The following is a 15,711-nucleotide window of genomic DNA, read 5'->3' as shown; positions in this document are numbered from 1 at the left end:
CACCGCTCGGCTTAGCGGAAGTCGATGGCCACCTTCACTGCACGACTCTCCCCCTGATTCGCGATTGCAAGGAACGCCTCGCGCCACTGCTCTAGCCGGAACGTGTGAGTCAGCATGGGACGCAAGTCAACTCGACCATCGACGACCAGATCCAGATAGTGCTCGATCGCATGCTGACGCTTGCCTTCGACCTCCTCGACGCCGAACGCGTTGGAGCCCACCCAGCTGATCTCCTTGAAATACAACGGGCTCCACTCCCACCGGCCTGGCGCATGTACGCCCATTTTCACCAGCGTTCCCCGCGCCTTGAGCACGCGCACTCCGACCTCGAACGTCTCCGGCTTGCCAACCGTGTCGTAGACGACGTCGACCGCGCCGGGATACGCCATCGGCAGACCTTGCAACGGCTGCCGCAGCCGGCCACCACCCCATGCCGCGAGTTCTTCGACAAGCGCCAAGCGTGGTTCGTGAGCGAGGACGAGGTCCGCGCCCATCCGGCGCGCCAATGCCGCCTGAGCGTCGAACCGCGCCACCACCGCGACCGCCACCTGCGGATACAGCGCCCGCAGCACCGCGAGCGCACACAGCCCCAGCGAGCCCACCCCGTAGACGACGACGCGGCCCGACGGCGGCGGCGGATGTCGAGTGATCGCATGCAACGACACCGAGAACGGGTCGGCGAACACCGCGACCTCGTCGGGCACCGAATCCGGCACCGCGAACAACATGCTGTCGTGGGCGGGCATCAATTCGGCGTAGCCGCCGGTCACATCGGCGGACACCCCGGTGTGGATGCCCGGCTTGATGTCGCCGTCCGTGAAGCTCCAGCAGAGGCTGTAGTCGCCGACTTCGCATGCCGGACAAGGAGGTTGCATGCCACGCGGACCACATGACAGCCACGGGTTGAGCACGACGCGCTGCCCGATCTCCAGTCCACGTGCCGCGGCACCCAGCGCAACCACATCGGCGACGACCTCATGACCCATCACTTGCGGGAACGAACAGAAGGCCGCTAACGCGTTGTCGGCGTCGCCCTCGCCGAAGTCCAGCAGGATCTGCTTGGAGTCCGAGCCGCAGATGCCGGTCAGCCGCGGTCGGGTGATCGCCCAATCATCATGCAGCGGAACAGGATCCGGCACATCGCGCAAACCGACCGGCGATCGCGCCAGGGCGTCGGGCACCTCGACCGGTTCAGGCGGAACACCAAAGACCAATGCCTTCATGCCATGCCCGCCGCTCCGGCGATGTAGGTGTCGATATCGGCGTTCTTCAGGTCGACCACCGCCTTCATGTCCGGGACGTAATGCTCAAACCCGTCGCTACCCAGCGCGGCGATGATCCCGACGGCAACCTCATCGGGGCTGAACTTGGGACCGTCGTAAATCGGATCGTCGTTGTCGGGTTGGTCCCATATCTCGGTGTCGACGGGGCCAGGCTCGATCAGCTTCACCGTGAGGCCCGTGGCGTGTAGGTCCACGGCCAGCGACTCACTCCACCCGCACAACGCGAATTTGCTTGCACAGTAGGCGGATTCATGGATGATTCCGAGCCGACCGCCGACGCTCGACACGTTCACGATCATCCCCGAACCCCGCTCGAGCATTCGTGGCAGCACCGCCAGGGTCAACCTCATCGGGGCGAAGAAGTTCACCTGCATGACAGCCTCGACCTCAGCAGGCGTCAACGCCGAAATCGCCCGGCGCTTGGGCACTGCCGCATTGTTGACCAATACATCGATCCCGCCGAGTGCATCCCACGCCTGCAGTCCCAAGCGACCGGCGTCATCGGCCAGGTCGGCGACCCACATCCGCGTGGCCGGCGACGCCTTCTGACAGTCCGCAAGCACCTCGGCGAGTCGTCCCTCCCGACGGGCGATCAGCCCGACGACCGCCCCGTCCGCGGCAAGTGCGCGAGCCAGCGCGGCACCCACCCCCGACGAGGCGCCCGTGATGAGCACCCGTTTGCCGGCCGCCGAAAAAGCCATGCCTTCAGGCTGGCCTATTCGGTGTGCGTCAGAAGCGGTATTCGCCGAGCCAAAGCGCGCTGACGCCGGTCAACGATTGCTCGGCCTGGGCGAGCACCCCGGCCACCGAGCGGCCCACCAGCGCGCCGAGTGCATCCGGCAGCGACGCGGCCCCGGGTTGCGACGACGCCTTGGGCCGCAGCAGGTCCATCAGCGACGAACCGGGATAGCCCACCACACGGACCTCGGCGTCGGGCTCGAGACCGGCCAGCACCTTGGCACGGGTGATCGCCGTGCGCAACCCGCCGAGCTCGTCGACCAGGCCGCGCTCCAGCGCATCGGCACCCGTCCATACCCGGCCACGCGCGATTGCGTCGACGGCCTCGACGGTCATCTTCCTGCCCTTCGCCACCCGCTCGACGAAGTCGGTGTAGAACAAGTCGGCCTCGGCCTCGACGTGTGCATGCTGCTCGTCGGTGAACGGCTGGTTGATCGACCACGCGTCGGCATTGGGGTTGGTGCGCACCGAATCGGACCCGACGCCAAGGCGGTCCTTGAGCTCGCGGGCCACCAGCTTGCCGGTGACCACTCCGATCGAGCCGGTGATGGTTCCCGGGTTCGCGACAATCGCGTCGGCCGACATCGACACGTAATACCCGCCGGAAGCCGCAACGGCACCCATCGATGCGACCACCGGGGTGCCACCGTCACGGACCCGATTCACCTCGCGCCAAATGGTTTCCGAGCCCGTGACCGAGCCGCCGGGGCTGTCCACCCGAAGCACGATCGCCGACACCGAGTCATCGGCGGCAGCCTCGCGCAAGGCCGCGGCGATGGTGTCACCGCCAGCGTTCGAGCCGCCAAACGGCAACAGCTGAGGTCCGCCCCGGCCGCTGACGATCGGGCCGTGCAGCGTGACGACGGCGATCTTCGGCTTTGTCTTGCGACCCGGGATCGACGGTGTTGGCGGCATCGGCCGCGACGCCGTGGCGCGCGCATACCGCGACAGGAAGAGCCGTGGTGGCGCGTCGTCGGAGTCCGCATCTCCGGTTTCGGGCGAAATGCCGCGCGCACCAACGAGTTCGCTGATACGCGCGTAGGCCTCGTCACGGAAGCCGATGCGGTCGATCAACCGTCCGGTGACGGCGTCGTCGCGTAGCAGCGGCGCCTTGTCGGCGAGTGCGTCGACCTCAGCGGGCTCCAGATGGCGGGACGCCGCGACCGCCTGTAACACCTGGCCGTGCAGGCTCTCGATCAACCGGCCGTCGGCTTCGCGGTGCGCGTCGGTGTAGCGGTCCTGGGTGAAAAGGTTTGCCGCGGACTTGTATTCGCCCTTGGCAATGAATTGCGCCTCAATGCCCGCCTTGTCGAGTGCGTCGCGCAGGAACAGCGCGTTGGTGGCGAAGCCGACAAGCCCGACGGTGCCCGACGGCTGCATCCACACCTCGCGGAACGCCGACGCCAGGTAGTACGACAACGTGCCGGGAAACGTCTCGGCCCATGCCAGCGATGGCTTGACGTCACTGAAGGCGGTGATGGCGTCGCGCAGTTCCTGCACCGGACCAGCCGCAGCCGCGGGAATCTGCACGCGGGCAATAAGGCCAGCCACGCGCGGGTCCTCGGTTGCGCGGTGAATGGCTGCAACGGCTTCGCGCAACAGAAGAGGCTTGCCGCCACTGGCGATCATCGCGAGCGGATCGAACCCACCCGTTTCGTGTGGCACCGCCTGCAGATCCAGTTCGAGCACACACCCGCCGGGAACACCGTGGTGCCGAGCGGTATCCACCCGCCTGGCCAGTTGGCGGAGTTCGTCGGTGCCGGGGATGCCGGACAGGAAAGCAAACATGATTTGAGCGTACCGATACCGAGGTGCTAGCCCGCCTGCGTCTGGATGTAGATATCTACCCGCGCGATACGCCCGTCGCCGTCGAGCCCGAAGACGAGCACTTCCGGGGTGAGCATTGGCTTGCCGTCGAGTTCCACGGTCTCGCTGAGCTCGACGAACGCCAGCGCATCGCTCGCATACGTCACCCTGTGCAACTCCATGGCGTAGCCCTCGAGCCTCGGCATCAGGTCGGCGATGAAGGCCAGGTAGTCGGCACGTCCCGCGTAGCGGTCCCCGTACGGCCCGACTCGAACGATGTCGTCGGCAATGCATTCGTCGACGACACCCCACTGCTGCGATGCGATTGCGCGCAGATAGCGCTCGACTATGTCGGCCACACGCCTACGTTAGATGTGTGAGGTTCTCGATTTCGATTCCCCAGCGCGCAGCGGACGGCTTCGACGCAGAGGGCGCAAGCAGTTATCTCAAGCGGGCAGAAGAGCTCGGGTTCGAAGGCGGCTGGACGCTCGAGCAAATCGTCGGTCCCGCACCGTCTCTCGCGCCGCTGGAGTTGTTGTCCTGGGCGGCGGCGCACACCACTCGCCTGCGACTGGGCGTGGCCGTGCTCATCACCTCCCTGCACGATCCGCTGCAGCTCGCATCTGCCATCACCGCGGTCGATCAGCTCAGCCATGGCCGACTCGACGTCGGCGTCGGCCATGGCGGCAACTTCCGGCCGTTTCCCGCGTTCGGCGTCGAGAAGGCCACCTTCGTCCGGTATTTCACGGAGGGCCTCGAGTTGATGGAGGCGGCCTGGTCCGACGAGCCGACGGTGACGTTTCACGGTCGCTTCCGCGATGTGGACGGCCTGCCGATTCAGCCCAAGCCGATACAGCGCCCGCACCCGCCGCTGTGGTTTGGCGGCAGCGCCCCAAAGGCCGTTGCCCGCGCCGTGCGCCTCGGCGACGCGTTCATGGGCGCCGGCTCGTCGACGACGGCCAACTTTGCAGAGGCGGTCAAGGTTGTCCACCGCGAACTCGACGACCAGGGCAAGGACCCAACCCAATTCAGAATTGCCAAGCGGGTGTACCTGACCATCGACGACGACGCGGCGCGCGCCCGCGAGCGGGTGCTCGCCGGGTTGCACCGCATCTACGGCGACTTGCCAGGCATCGATTTCGCAGCCGTTCCGGTGTACGGCACCGCCGCCGACATGGTTCGCGGGCTACGCGCGGTGATCGAGGCCGGCGCGGAGATGATCCTGCTCAACCCGGTCGGTGAGGGCGTAGCAGAGGATCGCGAGCAGATGGAACGGCTTGCTGCGGAAGTGATTCCGCAGCTCAGCTGATGCACAGCTTTTGCTGAAAATTAGCTGTTTTTAGTTTGTGATCTTGGTGGTAAACCGGAGTCATGATGGCGAAACTGAAATTCCTCGCCCCGCTGGTCATGGCGGGTGCCGCCGCGACGGCGATCGCCGCCGCACCGGTGGCTGCCGCAGAGTCCATCGCGGCGATCACGAGCACCTCGATCACTCAATTTGCACCCGAAAGCCCCGGCGGCGACGGCTGCTACAACGGCATCTGCGGCAGCGGCGACGCCGGCGGCGGCAGCGGCTGTACTACCGATGGAACGTGTGGCAGCGGCGGCCCGCTTGGGGGCGGCGGTTGTACCGCCGAGGGTGTGTGCGGTCACGGCGGCCCGTGGGGCGGTGGCGGCTGCGTACCCGGTGTCGGCTGCTTCAACTGGGGCCAGTAACGCAAAAGACCCCCGCGTGCGGGGGTCTTCAGCGTGCGTTCGTGAATTACAGCTCGGTCGCGGATCCGCCTGCAGCAGAGATCTTCTCGCGTGCGCTGCCGCTGAACTTGTGTGCGGTGACGTTGACCTTGACGGTCAGCTTGCCGTCGCCGAGCACCTTGATCAACGAGTTCTTGCGCACCGCGCCGGCGGCCACCAGCTCGTCGACACCGATGTCGCCGCCCTTGGGGAACAGCTTGTTGATGTCGCCGACGTTGACGACCTCGTAGGAGGTGCGGAACCGGTTGCGGAAGCCCTTGAGCTTCGGCAGCCGCATGTGGATCGGCATCTGGCCACCCTCGAACGTCGCGGGGACGTTCTTGCGGGCCTTGGTGCCCTTCGTACCGCGGCCGGCGGTCTTGCCCTTGGAACCCTCACCGCGACCCACGCGGGTCTTGGCGGTCTTCGAGCCCGGGGCGGGCTTCAGGTCGTGAAGCTTTATCGTCATTTGACTTCCTCCACCTCGACGAGGTGATGCACGGTCTTGATCAGACCACGCGTCTGCGCGTTGTCCTCACGGACGACGGACTGACGGATCTTCCGCAGCCCCAGCGTCCGAAGGCTTTCCCGCTGGTTCCAGCGCGCACCGATGGTGCTGCGCACCTGGGTGATCTTCAGTTCAGCCATGGTCATGCGCTTCCTTCACGTGCGGCCGCTGCGGCAAGCGCATCGGCTTCGCGCCGCTGTCGAAGCATGCTCGGAGGCGCGACGTCTTCAATCGGCAGCCCGCGTCGGGCCGCGACCTCTTCGGGACGCTGCAACATCTTGAGCGCGGCAACGGTGGCGTGCACCACGTTGATCGCGTTGTCGCTACCCAGCGACTTGGCCAGGATGTCGTGCACGCCAGCGCATTCCAGCACCGCACGGGCCGCGCCACCGGCGATCACACCGGTACCGGGGCTCGCCGGACGCAGCATGACGACCCCCGCGGCGGCCTCACCCTGCACCGGGTGCGTGACGGTCCCGCCGATCAGCGGGACGCGGAAGAAGCCCTTGCGAGCCTCCTCGACACCCTTGGCGATCGCGGCGGGAACTTCCTTGGCCTTGCCGTAACCGACGCCGACCATGCCGTTGCCGTCACCGACGATCACCAGAGCGGTGAAGCTGAACCGCCGACCACCCTTGACGACCTTGGAGACGCGGTTGATCGCGACCACGCGCTCGATGTAGTTGCTCTTCTCGCCGCCGTCGCGGCCACCACGGCCACCACGGTCGTCGCGACGGCCCCGCCCATCACGTGAGCCATCGCGGTCACCGCGCGAACCTCGGCCGTCGGATTGCGCCGGCCCGGCACCTGTTGCCTGCTCGGCCATCATGCAGTCCTTCCGTTGTCAGTCATTAGAACTTCAGCCCGCCTTCGCGCGCCGCGTCGGCCAGCGCCGCGATGCGGCCACCGTAGGTGTAGCCGCCGCGGTCGAACACGACCTCGTCGATGCCCGCGGCCTTGGCGCGCTCGGCGATCAGCTGTCCGACCCGCACGCTGTGGGCCTTCTTGTCACCGTCGACGGCGCGCACGTCGGCCTCGATCGACGACGCGGCGGCCAGCGTGGTGCCGGTGAGATCATTCACCAGCTGCACGTGGATGTGCCGCGCCGAGCGGTTGACCACCAGGCGCGGCGTGGTGGCCGTGCCCTCGATCTTCTTGCGGAGCCGGGCGTGCCGACGCAACCGCGCAACCCGCCTGGTCGCAGAAATGTTCTGGCCCACCGGCTTACGTGCCGCGGACTCTGTCTGCTGTGTTGTCTTGGTAGCCATGACCTACTTGCCCGTCTTTCCGACCTTGCGGCGGATCTGCTCACCCTCGTAGCGGATGCCCTTGCCCTTGTAGGGGTCGCTCTTCCGCAGGCGGCGGATGTTCGCCGCGACCTGGCCGACCTTCTGCTTGTCGATGCCCGAGATCGAGAACTTCGTGGGGGTCTCCACCGCGAAGGTGACGCCCTCAGGGGCGTTGATCAGCACCGGGTGGCTGTAGCCGAGAGCGAACTCGAGGTTGCTGCCCTTGGCCACGACGCGGTAGCCGACGCCGAAGATCTCCATCTTGATGGTGTAGCCCTCGGTCACGCCCGTGACCAGGTTGGCCACCAGCGTGCGCGACAACCCGTGCAGCGAACGGTTGCGCCGCTCGTCGTCGGGCCGGGTCACCACGATGGCGCCATCGTCGTTGCGCGACACCGAGATCGGCTCGGCGACCGCGAGTTCCAGCGTGCCCTTCGGTCCCTTGACCGACACGTTCTGGCCGTCGATGGTCACGTCGACCCCGGAGGGAACGACGACCGGTTGCTTTCCAATACGCGACATATCTATCTACGCTCCTGCTCCCGCTACCACACGTAAGCGAGGACTTCGCCGCCCACGCCTTGTCGTGATGCCTGGCGGTCGGTGAGCAGACCCGATGACGTGGAGATGATCGCCACGCCGAGGCCACCCAGAACCCGAGGCAGGTTGGTGGATTTCGCGTACACCCGCAGACCGGGCTTGGATACCCGGCGCAGCCCCGCGATGCTGCGTTCACGGCTCGGGCCGTACTTGAGTTGCACCACCAGCGACTTGCCAACGCGAGCATCCTCGGTGTGGTAGTCGGTGATGTAGCCCTCCGCCTTGAGGATCTCGGCGATGTTCGCCTTGATCTTGCTGTGCGGCAGGGTCACCTCATCGTGATACGCCGAATTGGCGTTGCGCAGACGTGTCAAGAAGTCTGCGATCGGGTCCGTCATGGTCATGACAGCCGGTTCACCTTCCTCGCGGCGGTTCCCCCACTGGGTTTAATCCCTTAGGGGCCTACCGCAACCTGTTGTTGATGTTGGTCTGAATGCTGGTTACCAGCTGGACTTCTGCACACCCGGCAGTTCGCCGGCATGCGCCATTTCGCGCAGGCAGATGCGACACAGCCCGAACTTGCGGTAGACCGCGTGCGGGCGACCGCACTTATTGCAACGCGTGTAGCCGCGCACCTTGAACTTGGGCTTGCGCTGGGACTTGTTGACCAGTGCCTTCTTTGCCATCTGTTCAGTTCTCCTTGAACGGGAAGCCGAGGGCGCGCAACAGGGCTCGTCCTTCGTCGTCGTTCGTCGCCGAGGTGACGACGGTGATGTCCATGCCACGCGTCCGGTCGATCGAGTCGACGTCGATCTCGTGGAACATCGACTGCTCGGTCAGGCCGAAGGTGTAGTTGCCCGTGCCATCGAACTGCTTGGGCGACAGGCCGCGGAAGTCGCGGATACGCGGCAATGCGATCGAGATCAGCCGGTCCAGGAACTCCCACATCCGGTCGCCGCGCAGCGTGACACGCGCGCCGATCGGCATGCCCTCACGCAGCTTGAACTGCGCGATGGACTTGCGAGCCTTGCGGATCTCCGGCTTCTGACCGGTGATCAGCGCGAGGTCGTTGACTGCGCCGTTGATCAGCTTGGCGTCACGGGCGGCGTCGCCGACACCCATGTTGACGACGACCTTCACCACGCCGGGGATCTGCATGACGTTGGTGTAATTGAACTCTTTTTGCAGCGAGTCGCGGATCTCTTCGCGGTAGCGCTCTTTAAGACGAGGAAGGGTCTTCACGCCGCTTTCACTAGTAGTCATCTTCTAGATGTCCTTGCCATTGGTCTTGGCGACGCGGACCTTCTTGCCGGTCTCGTCGTCGCGGCGGAAGGCGACGCGGGTGGGCTTGCCGTCGGAGTCGAGCAACATCACGTTGCTGACGTGGATCGGCGCCTCCTGAGTGACGATGCCGCCGGAGGCCGCGCCGCGCTCGGTGCGCGAGACAGGGGTGTGCTTCTTGATCCGGTTGACGCCCTCGACGAGGATCTTGTTGCGATCCGGGTAGGCCAACAGGACCTTGCCCTTGGCGCCCTTGTCCTTGCCCGAGATGACGAGCACCGTGTCGCCCTTATGGACGTTCATCTACAACACCTCCGGGGCGAGCGAGACGATCTTCATGAAGCGCTTCTCGCGCAGTTCTCGGCCGACCGGACCGAAGATGCGCGTGCCACGCGGGTCGTTGTCGGCCTTGATGATCACGGCCGCGTTCTCGTCGAACTTGATGTAGCTGCCGTCGGCGCGGCGGCGCTCCTTGACGGTGCGCACGACGACGGCCTTGACCACCTCACCCCGCTTGACGTTGCCACCGGGGATGGCGTCCTTGACGGTTGCCACGATGATGTCGCCGATGCCGGCGTAGCGCCGCGACGAGCCGCCGAGCACGCGGATGCACAAGATCTCCTTGGCGCCCGTGTTGTCGGCGACCTTCAGCCGCGATTCCTGCTGAATCACTCGATCTCCTCGACCTGGTTAATGTGTGCATGGCAGATTCCGACCTGACATGCGCGGTCTTGCTGTCACCGAAAGGCACGCAGGGATTTCTTGCGATATCCGAGGTCTGCCCAAGGCAACCGTTTGATTCTAGGTGACGACCTGCGAGGAACCAAATCGCCACTGGTCACCCCGACACACCACCAACACCGGCGATTATTCACCCGTTCACCTGGGCGTACTACGCCCAGCCACACTGGCACAATGCTCGCCGTCACCGCGCTGGCTCTGGCGGCCGCTTTCCTCTTCGCCTTGTCGGCATTCCTGCAGCAACGGGCCGCGCGCACCGTCGTCGGCGCCGATGCCGCGTCATTGCGCGACGCGTCCGGGGTCAAACGGCTTTTTGGCAGGCTGCTGCGCAGCAGGATGTGGCTGTCCGGCTGGCTGACGAACCTCGGCGGCGTCGGCACCCAGGCCGCGGCGCTGAAGGTCGGTTCGGTGTCGGCGGTGCAACCGTTGATGGCCGCGCAACTACTGTTTGTCTTGACGCTGGCGTCGGCAGAGCAGCGTCGCTGGCCGTCGTGGCGGGACTGGTTGTCGGCGCTGGCGGTGTGCGCAGGCCTGGTGCTGCTGGTCACGGCCGACGCGTCGTCGCTGACCGGCCAGCCGCACCGCGACCGGGCGTTCATCGCGACGGTCTGTGTCGTCGGCCTCGTCGTCGTACTGCGTCAGCTGAGCCGACACGTTTTTCCGTCACTGCTCGTCGGTGTCGCCGCGGGCCTGTGCCATGCGCTCAACGCCGTCTATCTGAAGCTGACGGTCGAGGATCTGTACCACGGTGGTGTGCCTGCCACGCTGCTCGACTGGCCGGTCTACGCGTTGGCCGCCACCGCGCTGAGCGGAATGTTGTTGGTACAGATAGCTTTTGCCAGCGGTCCGCTGCCGCCCGCCGTCGCGGCCATGAGCGTCATCAACCCCGTCGCCAGCTTCGTGTTGGGCATCCTCGCGTTCGATGCGCCTGCTCCGCGCGACCCGGCCGTACTGTCGGCGATCGCGGTGTCGGGGCTGCTGATAGCGGTCGGGATCGTCGGGCTGGCCAATGCGTCGAGCACACGCCGGCTGTACCGCGGCGATTCGCCCACGATCCAGCTTCTTCCCGTCGATCATGGGTGACATGCAACTGTCCGGCGCCGTCGTGCTCGTCACGGGCGCCTCAGCAGGCATCGGCCAGGTCGCGGCGGCCAAATTCGCCGCGCAAGGCGCACGCGTGTTGGTGCACGGACGCGACTCGCAACGCACGCGCCGGGTGGCCGACGAGATCGGCGGCCGGGCTCTGATCGCGGACCTGGCGTTACCCGCGGACCGTGAACGGCTCGCCGCCGAGGCGCTCAGCACACACGGCCACGTCGACGTGCTTGTCAACAACGCCGGGTTCGGCTACCTCGGTCCGGTGTCCGCCATGGCCGTCGACGTGATTCGGCGGCTGATCGAGGTTGATCTGCTCGCCGCGATCGAACTCACCCGTTCGCTGCTGCCGGGAATGATCGAACGGCGCCGTGGCGCAATCTGTTTCGTCACGTCGATCGCCGGCCGGACCGGTGTCGCCGGCGAGGCTGTCTACTCGGCGACCAAGGCTGGTCTCGACACGTTCGCCGACAGCCTGCGTGTCGAGACCGCCGGATCCGGCGTCAACGTCAGCGTCGTCGTGCCTGGCGTTGTCGACACGGGATTCTTCGAAACGCGCGGCACTCCTTACACGCGCTCGCGGCCGCGGCCGATTCCGGCCGAGACTGTCGCCGACGCTGTCGTCCGTGCCGTGGAGCGCGAGCACGCCGAAGAGTGGCGACCGCGATGGCTTCGGATCGCCCCGACCGTGCGGGCGCTGGCACCGGGTGCGTTTCGGCGGCTCGCGGTCCGCTTCGGTCGTCAGACCTAATGGGTGACCTGGCAGCGCGCAGAAAGGTCTGCCACGCAACGGAATCCGATGTGTGTGGTCGCGCTGTCCTGTGACTGCGGCGAGCGTGCTGCGGGGCGGTATCGGTGGCAGTACTCCGGTGCACACAGGTGTGAGCCACCCTTAAGCGTCTGGTTCACCGTTGGGTCGGGACTCGATGGGCCGCAACAAGATTCGATCGGACCGTCCAGCCGGTGGTGTGCCGAGAACTGCGTCGTCGTCCATTCCCACACGTTGCCGATCATGTCCACAAGGCCGAATCCGTTCGGCGGGAAGGCACCGACCGGCGACGTGCCCACCCAGCCGAGTGCGCCGTCGTTGCGGTACGGGAATCGTCCCTGCCAGGTGTTGGCCATCAATTGACCGCCGGGCGTCGCGTCGTCACCCCACGGGTAGACAGTGCTGGCGCCGCCGCGCGAGGCGTACTCCCATTCGGCCTCGGTTGGCAGCCGTCGACCCGCCCACCGCGCGTAGGCCGCCGCGTCGGGGTAGGCGACCTGTACGACGGGATGGTCGAGCCGATCCTCGATTCCGCTGCCGGCGCCAAACGGGTGTCGCCAGCTGGCGCCGGGGAGCCAGGCCCACCATTGCCGCCAGTCGCGCAGATCGACGGGACCTTGGCTGGGCTGGAACACGAGCGCGCCAGGAACAAGATCGTGCGGCGCGGCCCCCGGATATAGCGCGGGATCCGGGGGCTGCTCGGCGATCGTGACGTAATCCGTTTCGGCGACGAACTCCGCGTACTGAGCGTTGGTCACCGGATGACGCTCGACGGCGAAGGCGCCGACCGTCGCGGTGTGAAGTGGCGCCTCTTCCGGATAGAACTGCGTTGAGCCCATCCGAAAGGACCCGCCCGGCAGCTCCACGAGCTCAGTCAGCATGACTATCAAGGTAAAACGATCTCGAAGTCCTCGGTCAGCAGCGCCGCTGCCGAGTCGAACCCGGGGGTGCCGGTCGGGGCTTGCACGTGAACTGCCACGAGATAGTCGGGACCGCTATTGGTCCAGACATGGACGATGCGGTCTTCGTATTGGACGGCGTTCTGTGGCGTATCCGACCACGCCCCCATCAGCTTCTGCCCGCTGTAGCCGCACAGTTCGCCGGGTAGCACGCTGACCGAGCTGACTGTCGACTCCGCCATCAGGTCATCGGTGTATTTGCGGAACGCGGCCGCGGGGTCCAATTTTGTCGCCGCAACGGTGATGGTCGCCGCCATGCCACCGGGACCGGCCAGCTTGCCGCCCACGTCACCGGTGCCCGCGGTCATCGACCACTTATCGGGAACGCCGACCGTGACCCTGGGCGCCTGCGGATCATCGACCTCAGCCGTCATCCGCACGCTCGGTTTGATGGTCTGCGAGCACGCGACGATGTTCGCCGGCATCGGGGCCCGCGTCGTCGGGACGACGCCGAACGTCGACCCCTCCCGCTGCTGTGGTGGCACAGCCGTCTCCGACGTCGACGGGGTGGCCGCACCGGTTTCGCCGGCGACGGGCACCCCTTCGCTGGTCCGTACGCACGCAGCCAGCAGGAAGGCCAGCGCGAGCGTCGTCAGACCAACCCGCTTCATCAGTCTTTCGCGAAAGCCCGTGCGAACTCTCGTTCCAAATCCACGTACGGCTTGCCTGACACGTCAACGTTCACCATTGCGATGGTGCCACCTGTGAACGGGAACGGCGCCTTGTACGCCCGCGAGACGGGCGACCCGGTGTTCTGCCCGACGCTGAGGCTGGCGCCCGCCAGCCCGAACGTCCCGGGATGGATCTTCATGCCCGACATCGACGCCACCTCGGCGTTGTCGATGTAGAGCGCTGTGTCCCCGAGCGGGGTGTGGCTGCCCTCCACTGTCCCGGTCCTCACGAAGGCGACCCCGAAGGTGTGCTTGCCCAACGGCAACGCATCCGACGACAGCTTCTGCTCCTCCTCGCCGAGGAAGTTGTAGATGTAGTGCAAGCGGCCGTCCTGGACGAACAGCACGTGGCCGCCATGTGCGCCACCGTGTTTGATGATGACACCCTCGGCGCCGGTGTCGATCGTCACCTCGGCGATGATCGCGAACGATCGGCCCTGGATCTCGACGGCAGCGCCCATGCCGACGTCGGCGGTGCCGGAGTAATAGGTGTACGACTCGCGGGTGCCGGTGAGGTACGGCCGATACCGCGACATCGTCTCGAGGATGTTCAAGTCGGCCAGCGGCAGGCCGTTGTACTTGTCGGCTTCGGCGAACCACAGCTTCTTGAGTTCCTCGAGCTTGTCGGGATTCTCGGCGGCCAGATCCTTGCACTGGCTGCGGTCGGCCTCGATGTGGAAAAGCTCCCAGCGGTCCTTGTCGAAATGGGACCAGCCTGCAGGCGATGCGGCGTGCACGGTGTTGGCGAACCAGCCCTTGTCCCAGATACCGCGGGTGCCCAGCATTGCGTAAAACTGCGTTGCCTTACCGGTGGGTGCCTGCGGATCATCAAGGGCCACTTTGATACTCACGCCGTCGAGGGGCTTCTGCGGAACGCCGCGAACCGTCACGGGTGGGGTGATGCCCAGCACGTCATACACCGTAGGGGTGATGTCGCAGACGTTGATGTAGTTGTCGCGCACTTCCCCGTGGGCCTTGATTCCCTTGGGCCAGCTGATGATTGCAGTGTCGGCGATGCCACCCTCATGCGACGCGTATCGCTTGAACAGCTTGTAGGGCGTATTGAAGGCCATCGCCCATCCGATTGGATAATGGTTGTACGTCTCAGGCCCACCCAGGTTGTCCATCAACCGCAGGCTTTCCTCGACGGTGTCGATATAGCCGTTGAAGAATTTGACCTCGTTCACCGATCCGTTTGGACCACCTTCGCCGCTGGCGCCGTTGTCGGAGATCACCACGATGATCGTGTTGTCGAGCTGGCCCGATTCATCCAAATAGTCGAGGATGCGCCCGATTTGGGCGTCGGTGTAGGACAGGAAACCGGCGAACACCTCGGCCATCCTTGCGAACAACCGCTTCTCGTCGTCGCCAAGCGAATCCCACGGGCGAACGGTGTCCTGTGGCGGCCACGGTTCGCCGTTGGGCCCCTTGACATCCAGGTATGGGTTGACGGGCGACAGTTCGGTGTCCTGCGGGACGATGCCCAGCCTCTTCTGGTTCTCCAGCACGATCTCGCGGTAGCGCTCGTAGCCCATGTCGAAGCGGCCCGCGTACTTGTCGGCCCATTCCTTGAAGACGTGGTGCGGCGCATGCCCTGCGCCGGGGCAGACGTAGGAGAACCACGGCTTATCGGGCGCGATCACCTTGGAGTCGCGGATGAATTCGATTGTCTTGTCGGCGATGTCCTTCGACAGGTGGTAGCCGTCCTCCGGGGTTCCCGGCGGCGCGATCGGGTGGTTGTCGTAGACGAGTTCGGGATACCACTGGTCGGTCTCACCGCCCATGAATCCGTAAAACCGCTCGAATCCCCGCGACAGTGGCCAATGTCGTTTGGTGGCAGCCAGATTCGACTCCTCCAGCGGCGTGAGGTGCCACTTGCCGACGCAGTAGGTGTTATAGCCGTTCTCGACCAGGACTTCCGAGAGCAGTGCGGTGTCCTCGGGGATCCGTCCATTGCAGCCAGGGAACCCGTCGGTGAACTCCTCGATGGTGGCCATCCCGACCGTGGTGGGGTTGCGGCCAGTCAACAACGAGGCCCGCGTCGGTGAGCACAGTGCGGTGGTGTGGAACTGCGACAGCCGCACACCGCGCTCCGCGATACGGCTCATGGTGGGCATTTCGACCAAGCCGCCGAAGCAGTCCCACGTCGCGATGCCGGTGTCGTCCCAGACGAGATACAAGACGTTGGGTGCGTCCTGTTGCGCCGTCGGCGCGGCGTAGGGTCCCCAGTCCGGCTCCGAATCCCGGATGTCCAGCTCGATCTTGCCGTTGAATTCCTTCGCCATGTCAGCCTCGTC

At 65.7% G+C, this 15,711-nt stretch carries 21 protein-coding genes; 4 read left to right on the top strand and 17 right to left on the bottom strand.

Going from position 1 to position 15,711, the window contains the following annotated elements; genetic code table 11:
• Window positions 1-11 precede the first annotated feature (11 nt).
• Genes MYCSM_RS05000 through MYCSM_RS04985 form a run of 4 tightly spaced genes read right to left on the bottom strand, consistent with a single transcriptional unit; the run spans window position 12 to window position 4,186 of the window.
• Entirely contained in the window at window positions 12-1,223 is a 1,212-nt protein-coding gene (locus MYCSM_RS05000) for a zinc-dependent alcohol dehydrogenase (RefSeq protein WP_015305050.1), read from the bottom strand.
• Window positions 1,220-1,984: an SDR family NAD(P)-dependent oxidoreductase gene (locus MYCSM_RS04995; RefSeq protein WP_015305049.1), complete on the bottom strand. Its 765-nt coding sequence runs from the start codon at window positions 1,982-1,984 to the stop codon at window positions 1,220-1,222. The genes MYCSM_RS05000 and MYCSM_RS04995 overlap by 4 nt, the downstream gene beginning before the upstream one ends.
• 28 nt (window positions 1,985-2,012) lie before the next feature.
• On the bottom strand, window positions 2,013-3,809 hold the full coding sequence (sppA, locus tag MYCSM_RS04990) for a signal peptide peptidase SppA (RefSeq protein ID WP_015305048.1): 1,797 nt from the start codon (window positions 3,807-3,809) through the stop codon (window positions 2,013-2,015).
• A 26-nt stretch (window positions 3,810-3,835) separates the two neighbouring features.
• Window positions 3,836-4,186, bottom strand: coding sequence for a nuclear transport factor 2 family protein (locus MYCSM_RS04985; RefSeq protein WP_015305047.1), 351 nt, complete (start codon window positions 4,184-4,186; stop codon window positions 3,836-3,838).
• Window positions 4,187-4,203: 17 nt separating this feature from the next.
• Here MYCSM_RS04985 and MYCSM_RS04980 point away from each other — a divergent pair, with 17 nt between their 5' ends.
• On the top strand, window positions 4,204-5,136 hold the full coding sequence (locus tag MYCSM_RS04980) for an LLM class flavin-dependent oxidoreductase (RefSeq protein ID WP_015305046.1): 933 nt from the start codon (window positions 4,204-4,206) through the stop codon (window positions 5,134-5,136).
• 62 nt (window positions 5,137-5,198) lie between these two features.
• The gene (locus MYCSM_RS04975; RefSeq protein ID WP_041311355.1) at window positions 5,199-5,543 is read left to right on the top strand and encodes a hypothetical protein; all 345 of its coding nucleotides are present in this window, start codon (window positions 5,199-5,201) and stop codon (window positions 5,541-5,543) included.
• A 46-nt stretch (window positions 5,544-5,589) separates the two neighbouring features.
• Here the strand turns inward: MYCSM_RS04975 and rplO are convergent, their stop codons facing one another.
• The 10 genes from rplO to rplN form a co-directional block, all read right to left on the bottom strand.
• Complete coding sequence (gene rplO / locus MYCSM_RS04970; RefSeq protein WP_015305044.1) at window positions 5,590-6,030, bottom strand: 50S ribosomal protein L15; 441 nt, start codon at window positions 6,028-6,030, stop codon at window positions 5,590-5,592.
• The gene (rpmD, locus tag MYCSM_RS04965) at window positions 6,027-6,209 is read right to left on the bottom strand and encodes a 50S ribosomal protein L30 (protein ID WP_041311353.1); all 183 of its coding nucleotides are present in this window, start codon (window positions 6,207-6,209) and stop codon (window positions 6,027-6,029) included. Before rpmD ends, rplO begins: the two co-directional genes overlap by 4 nt.
• A 2-nt stretch (window positions 6,210-6,211) precedes the next feature.
• A complete protein-coding gene (gene rpsE / locus MYCSM_RS04960; RefSeq protein ID WP_015305042.1) occupies window positions 6,212-6,895 on the bottom strand; it encodes a 30S ribosomal protein S5 in 684 nt (227 codons plus the stop codon).
• A 25-nt stretch (window positions 6,896-6,920) separates the two neighbouring features.
• Window positions 6,921-7,289 (bottom strand): 50S ribosomal protein L18, encoded by a 369-nt coding sequence (gene rplR, locus MYCSM_RS04955; protein ID WP_041313255.1) that lies wholly within the window; start codon window positions 7,287-7,289, stop codon window positions 6,921-6,923.
• Between the two features lie 51 nt (window positions 7,290-7,340).
• Window positions 7,341-7,880, bottom strand: a complete 540-nt coding sequence (gene rplF, locus MYCSM_RS04950) for a 50S ribosomal protein L6 (protein ID WP_015305040.1) — start codon at window positions 7,878-7,880, stop codon at window positions 7,341-7,343.
• A gap of 23 nt (window positions 7,881-7,903) precedes the next feature.
• The gene (gene rpsH, locus MYCSM_RS04945) at window positions 7,904-8,302 is read right to left on the bottom strand and encodes a 30S ribosomal protein S8 (RefSeq protein ID WP_015305039.1); all 399 of its coding nucleotides are present in this window, start codon (window positions 8,300-8,302) and stop codon (window positions 7,904-7,906) included.
• A gap of 96 nt (window positions 8,303-8,398) precedes the next feature.
• Window positions 8,399-8,584 carry a type Z 30S ribosomal protein S14 gene (locus MYCSM_RS04940; RefSeq protein ID WP_015305038.1) on the bottom strand — a complete coding sequence of 62 codons (186 nt, stop codon included), beginning with the start codon at window positions 8,582-8,584 and terminating at the stop codon, window positions 8,399-8,401.
• 4 nt (window positions 8,585-8,588) lie between these two features.
• Complete coding sequence (gene rplE, locus MYCSM_RS04935) at window positions 8,589-9,161, bottom strand: 50S ribosomal protein L5 (protein WP_015305037.1); 573 nt, start codon at window positions 9,159-9,161, stop codon at window positions 8,589-8,591.
• 3 nt (window positions 9,162-9,164) lie between these two features.
• Window positions 9,165-9,482, bottom strand: a complete 318-nt coding sequence (gene rplX, locus MYCSM_RS04930; RefSeq protein ID WP_015305036.1) for a 50S ribosomal protein L24 — start codon at window positions 9,480-9,482, stop codon at window positions 9,165-9,167.
• Window positions 9,483-9,851 carry a 50S ribosomal protein L14 gene (rplN, locus tag MYCSM_RS04925; protein ID WP_015305035.1) on the bottom strand — a complete coding sequence of 123 codons (369 nt, stop codon included), beginning with the start codon at window positions 9,849-9,851 and terminating at the stop codon, window positions 9,483-9,485. It lies immediately after the preceding gene.
• 243 nt (window positions 9,852-10,094) lie between these two features.
• On the opposite strand from rplN, the gene MYCSM_RS04920 reads away from it, so the two are divergent.
• On the top strand, window positions 10,095-11,003 hold the full coding sequence (locus tag MYCSM_RS04920; RefSeq protein WP_015305034.1) for a DMT family transporter: 909 nt from the start codon (window positions 10,095-10,097) through the stop codon (window positions 11,001-11,003).
• A gap of 1 nt (window position 11,004) precedes the next feature.
• Window positions 11,005-11,766 carry an SDR family NAD(P)-dependent oxidoreductase gene (locus MYCSM_RS04915; protein WP_041313252.1) on the top strand — a complete coding sequence of 254 codons (762 nt, stop codon included), beginning with the start codon at window positions 11,005-11,007 and terminating at the stop codon, window positions 11,764-11,766.
• Here the strand turns inward: MYCSM_RS04915 and MYCSM_RS04910 are convergent.
• From MYCSM_RS04910 to MYCSM_RS04900, 3 genes are read right to left on the bottom strand one after another with little or no spacing between them, the layout of a single operon-like run.
• Window positions 11,763-12,665 (bottom strand): formylglycine-generating enzyme family protein, encoded by a 903-nt coding sequence (locus MYCSM_RS04910; RefSeq protein WP_015305032.1) that lies wholly within the window; start codon window positions 12,663-12,665, stop codon window positions 11,763-11,765. The two genes, MYCSM_RS04915 and MYCSM_RS04910, sit on opposite strands and share 4 nt — an antisense overlap.
• Window positions 12,666-12,670: 5 nt before the next feature.
• The gene (locus MYCSM_RS04905) at window positions 12,671-13,354 is read right to left on the bottom strand and encodes a hypothetical protein (RefSeq protein ID WP_015305031.1); all 684 of its coding nucleotides are present in this window, start codon (window positions 13,352-13,354) and stop codon (window positions 12,671-12,673) included.
• The gene (locus tag MYCSM_RS04900; protein WP_015305030.1) at window positions 13,354-15,699 is read right to left on the bottom strand and encodes an arylsulfatase; all 2,346 of its coding nucleotides are present in this window, start codon (window positions 15,697-15,699) and stop codon (window positions 13,354-13,356) included. Before MYCSM_RS04900 ends, MYCSM_RS04905 begins: the two co-directional genes overlap by 1 nt.
• Between the last annotated feature and the right edge of the window lie 12 nt (window positions 15,700-15,711).

The sequence above is a fragment of the Mycobacterium sp. JS623 genome (genome assembly GCF_000328565.1).
GTDB lineage: Bacteria > Actinomycetota > Actinomycetes > Mycobacteriales > Mycobacteriaceae > Mycobacterium.
Note: the sequence above shows the minus strand (reverse complement) of the source record. Positions and strands in the feature narration are given on the sequence as shown.

What these genes read in the sequence shown, in the direction of transcription:
- MYCSM_RS04915 (WP_041313252.1), top strand. Translation starts at nt 11,005, where the DNA reads ATGCAACTGTCCGGCGCCGTCGTGCTCGTCACGGGCGCCTCAGCAGGC.
- rplF (WP_015305040.1), bottom strand. Translation starts at nt 7,880, where the DNA reads ATGTCGCGTATTGGAAAGCAACCGGTCGTCGTTCCCTCCGGGGTCGAC.
- rplO (WP_015305044.1), bottom strand. Translation starts at nt 6,030, where the DNA reads ATGACGATAAAGCTTCACGACCTGAAGCCCGCCCCGGGCTCGAAGACC.
- MYCSM_RS04910 (WP_015305032.1), bottom strand. Translation starts at nt 12,665, where the DNA reads ATGCTGACTGAGCTCGTGGAGCTGCCGGGCGGGTCCTTTCGGATGGGC.
- MYCSM_RS04920 (WP_015305034.1), top strand. Translation starts at nt 10,095, where the DNA reads ATGCTCGCCGTCACCGCGCTGGCTCTGGCGGCCGCTTTCCTCTTCGCC.
- rpmD (WP_041311353.1), bottom strand. Translation starts at nt 6,209, where the DNA reads ATGGCTGAACTGAAGATCACCCAGGTGCGCAGCACCATCGGTGCGCGC.
- MYCSM_RS04995 (WP_015305049.1), bottom strand. Translation starts at nt 1,984, where the DNA reads ATGGCTTTTTCGGCGGCCGGCAAACGGGTGCTCATCACGGGCGCCTCG.
- MYCSM_RS04900 (WP_015305030.1), bottom strand. Translation starts at nt 15,699, where the DNA reads ATGGCGAAGGAATTCAACGGCAAGATCGAGCTGGACATCCGGGATTCG.
- MYCSM_RS04940 (WP_015305038.1), bottom strand. Translation starts at nt 8,584, where the DNA reads ATGGCAAAGAAGGCACTGGTCAACAAGTCCCAGCGCAAGCCCAAGTTC.
- rplE (WP_015305037.1), bottom strand. Translation starts at nt 9,161, where the DNA reads ATGACTACTAGTGAAAGCGGCGTGAAGACCCTTCCTCGTCTTAAAGAG.
- rplX (WP_015305036.1), bottom strand. Translation starts at nt 9,482, where the DNA reads ATGAACGTCCATAAGGGCGACACGGTGCTCGTCATCTCGGGCAAGGAC.
- MYCSM_RS04975 (WP_041311355.1), top strand. Translation starts at nt 5,199, where the DNA reads ATGATGGCGAAACTGAAATTCCTCGCCCCGCTGGTCATGGCGGGTGCC.
- sppA (WP_015305048.1), bottom strand. Translation starts at nt 3,809, where the DNA reads ATGTTTGCTTTCCTGTCCGGCATCCCCGGCACCGACGAACTCCGCCAA.
- MYCSM_RS05000 (WP_015305050.1), bottom strand. Translation starts at nt 1,223, where the DNA reads ATGAAGGCATTGGTCTTTGGTGTTCCGCCTGAACCGGTCGAGGTGCCC.
- MYCSM_RS04905 (WP_015305031.1), bottom strand. Translation starts at nt 13,354, where the DNA reads ATGAAGCGGGTTGGTCTGACGACGCTCGCGCTGGCCTTCCTGCTGGCT.
- rpsH (WP_015305039.1), bottom strand. Translation starts at nt 8,302, where the DNA reads ATGACCATGACGGACCCGATCGCAGACTTCTTGACACGTCTGCGCAAC.
- rpsE (WP_015305042.1), bottom strand. Translation starts at nt 6,895, where the DNA reads ATGGCCGAGCAGGCAACAGGTGCCGGGCCGGCGCAATCCGACGGCCGA.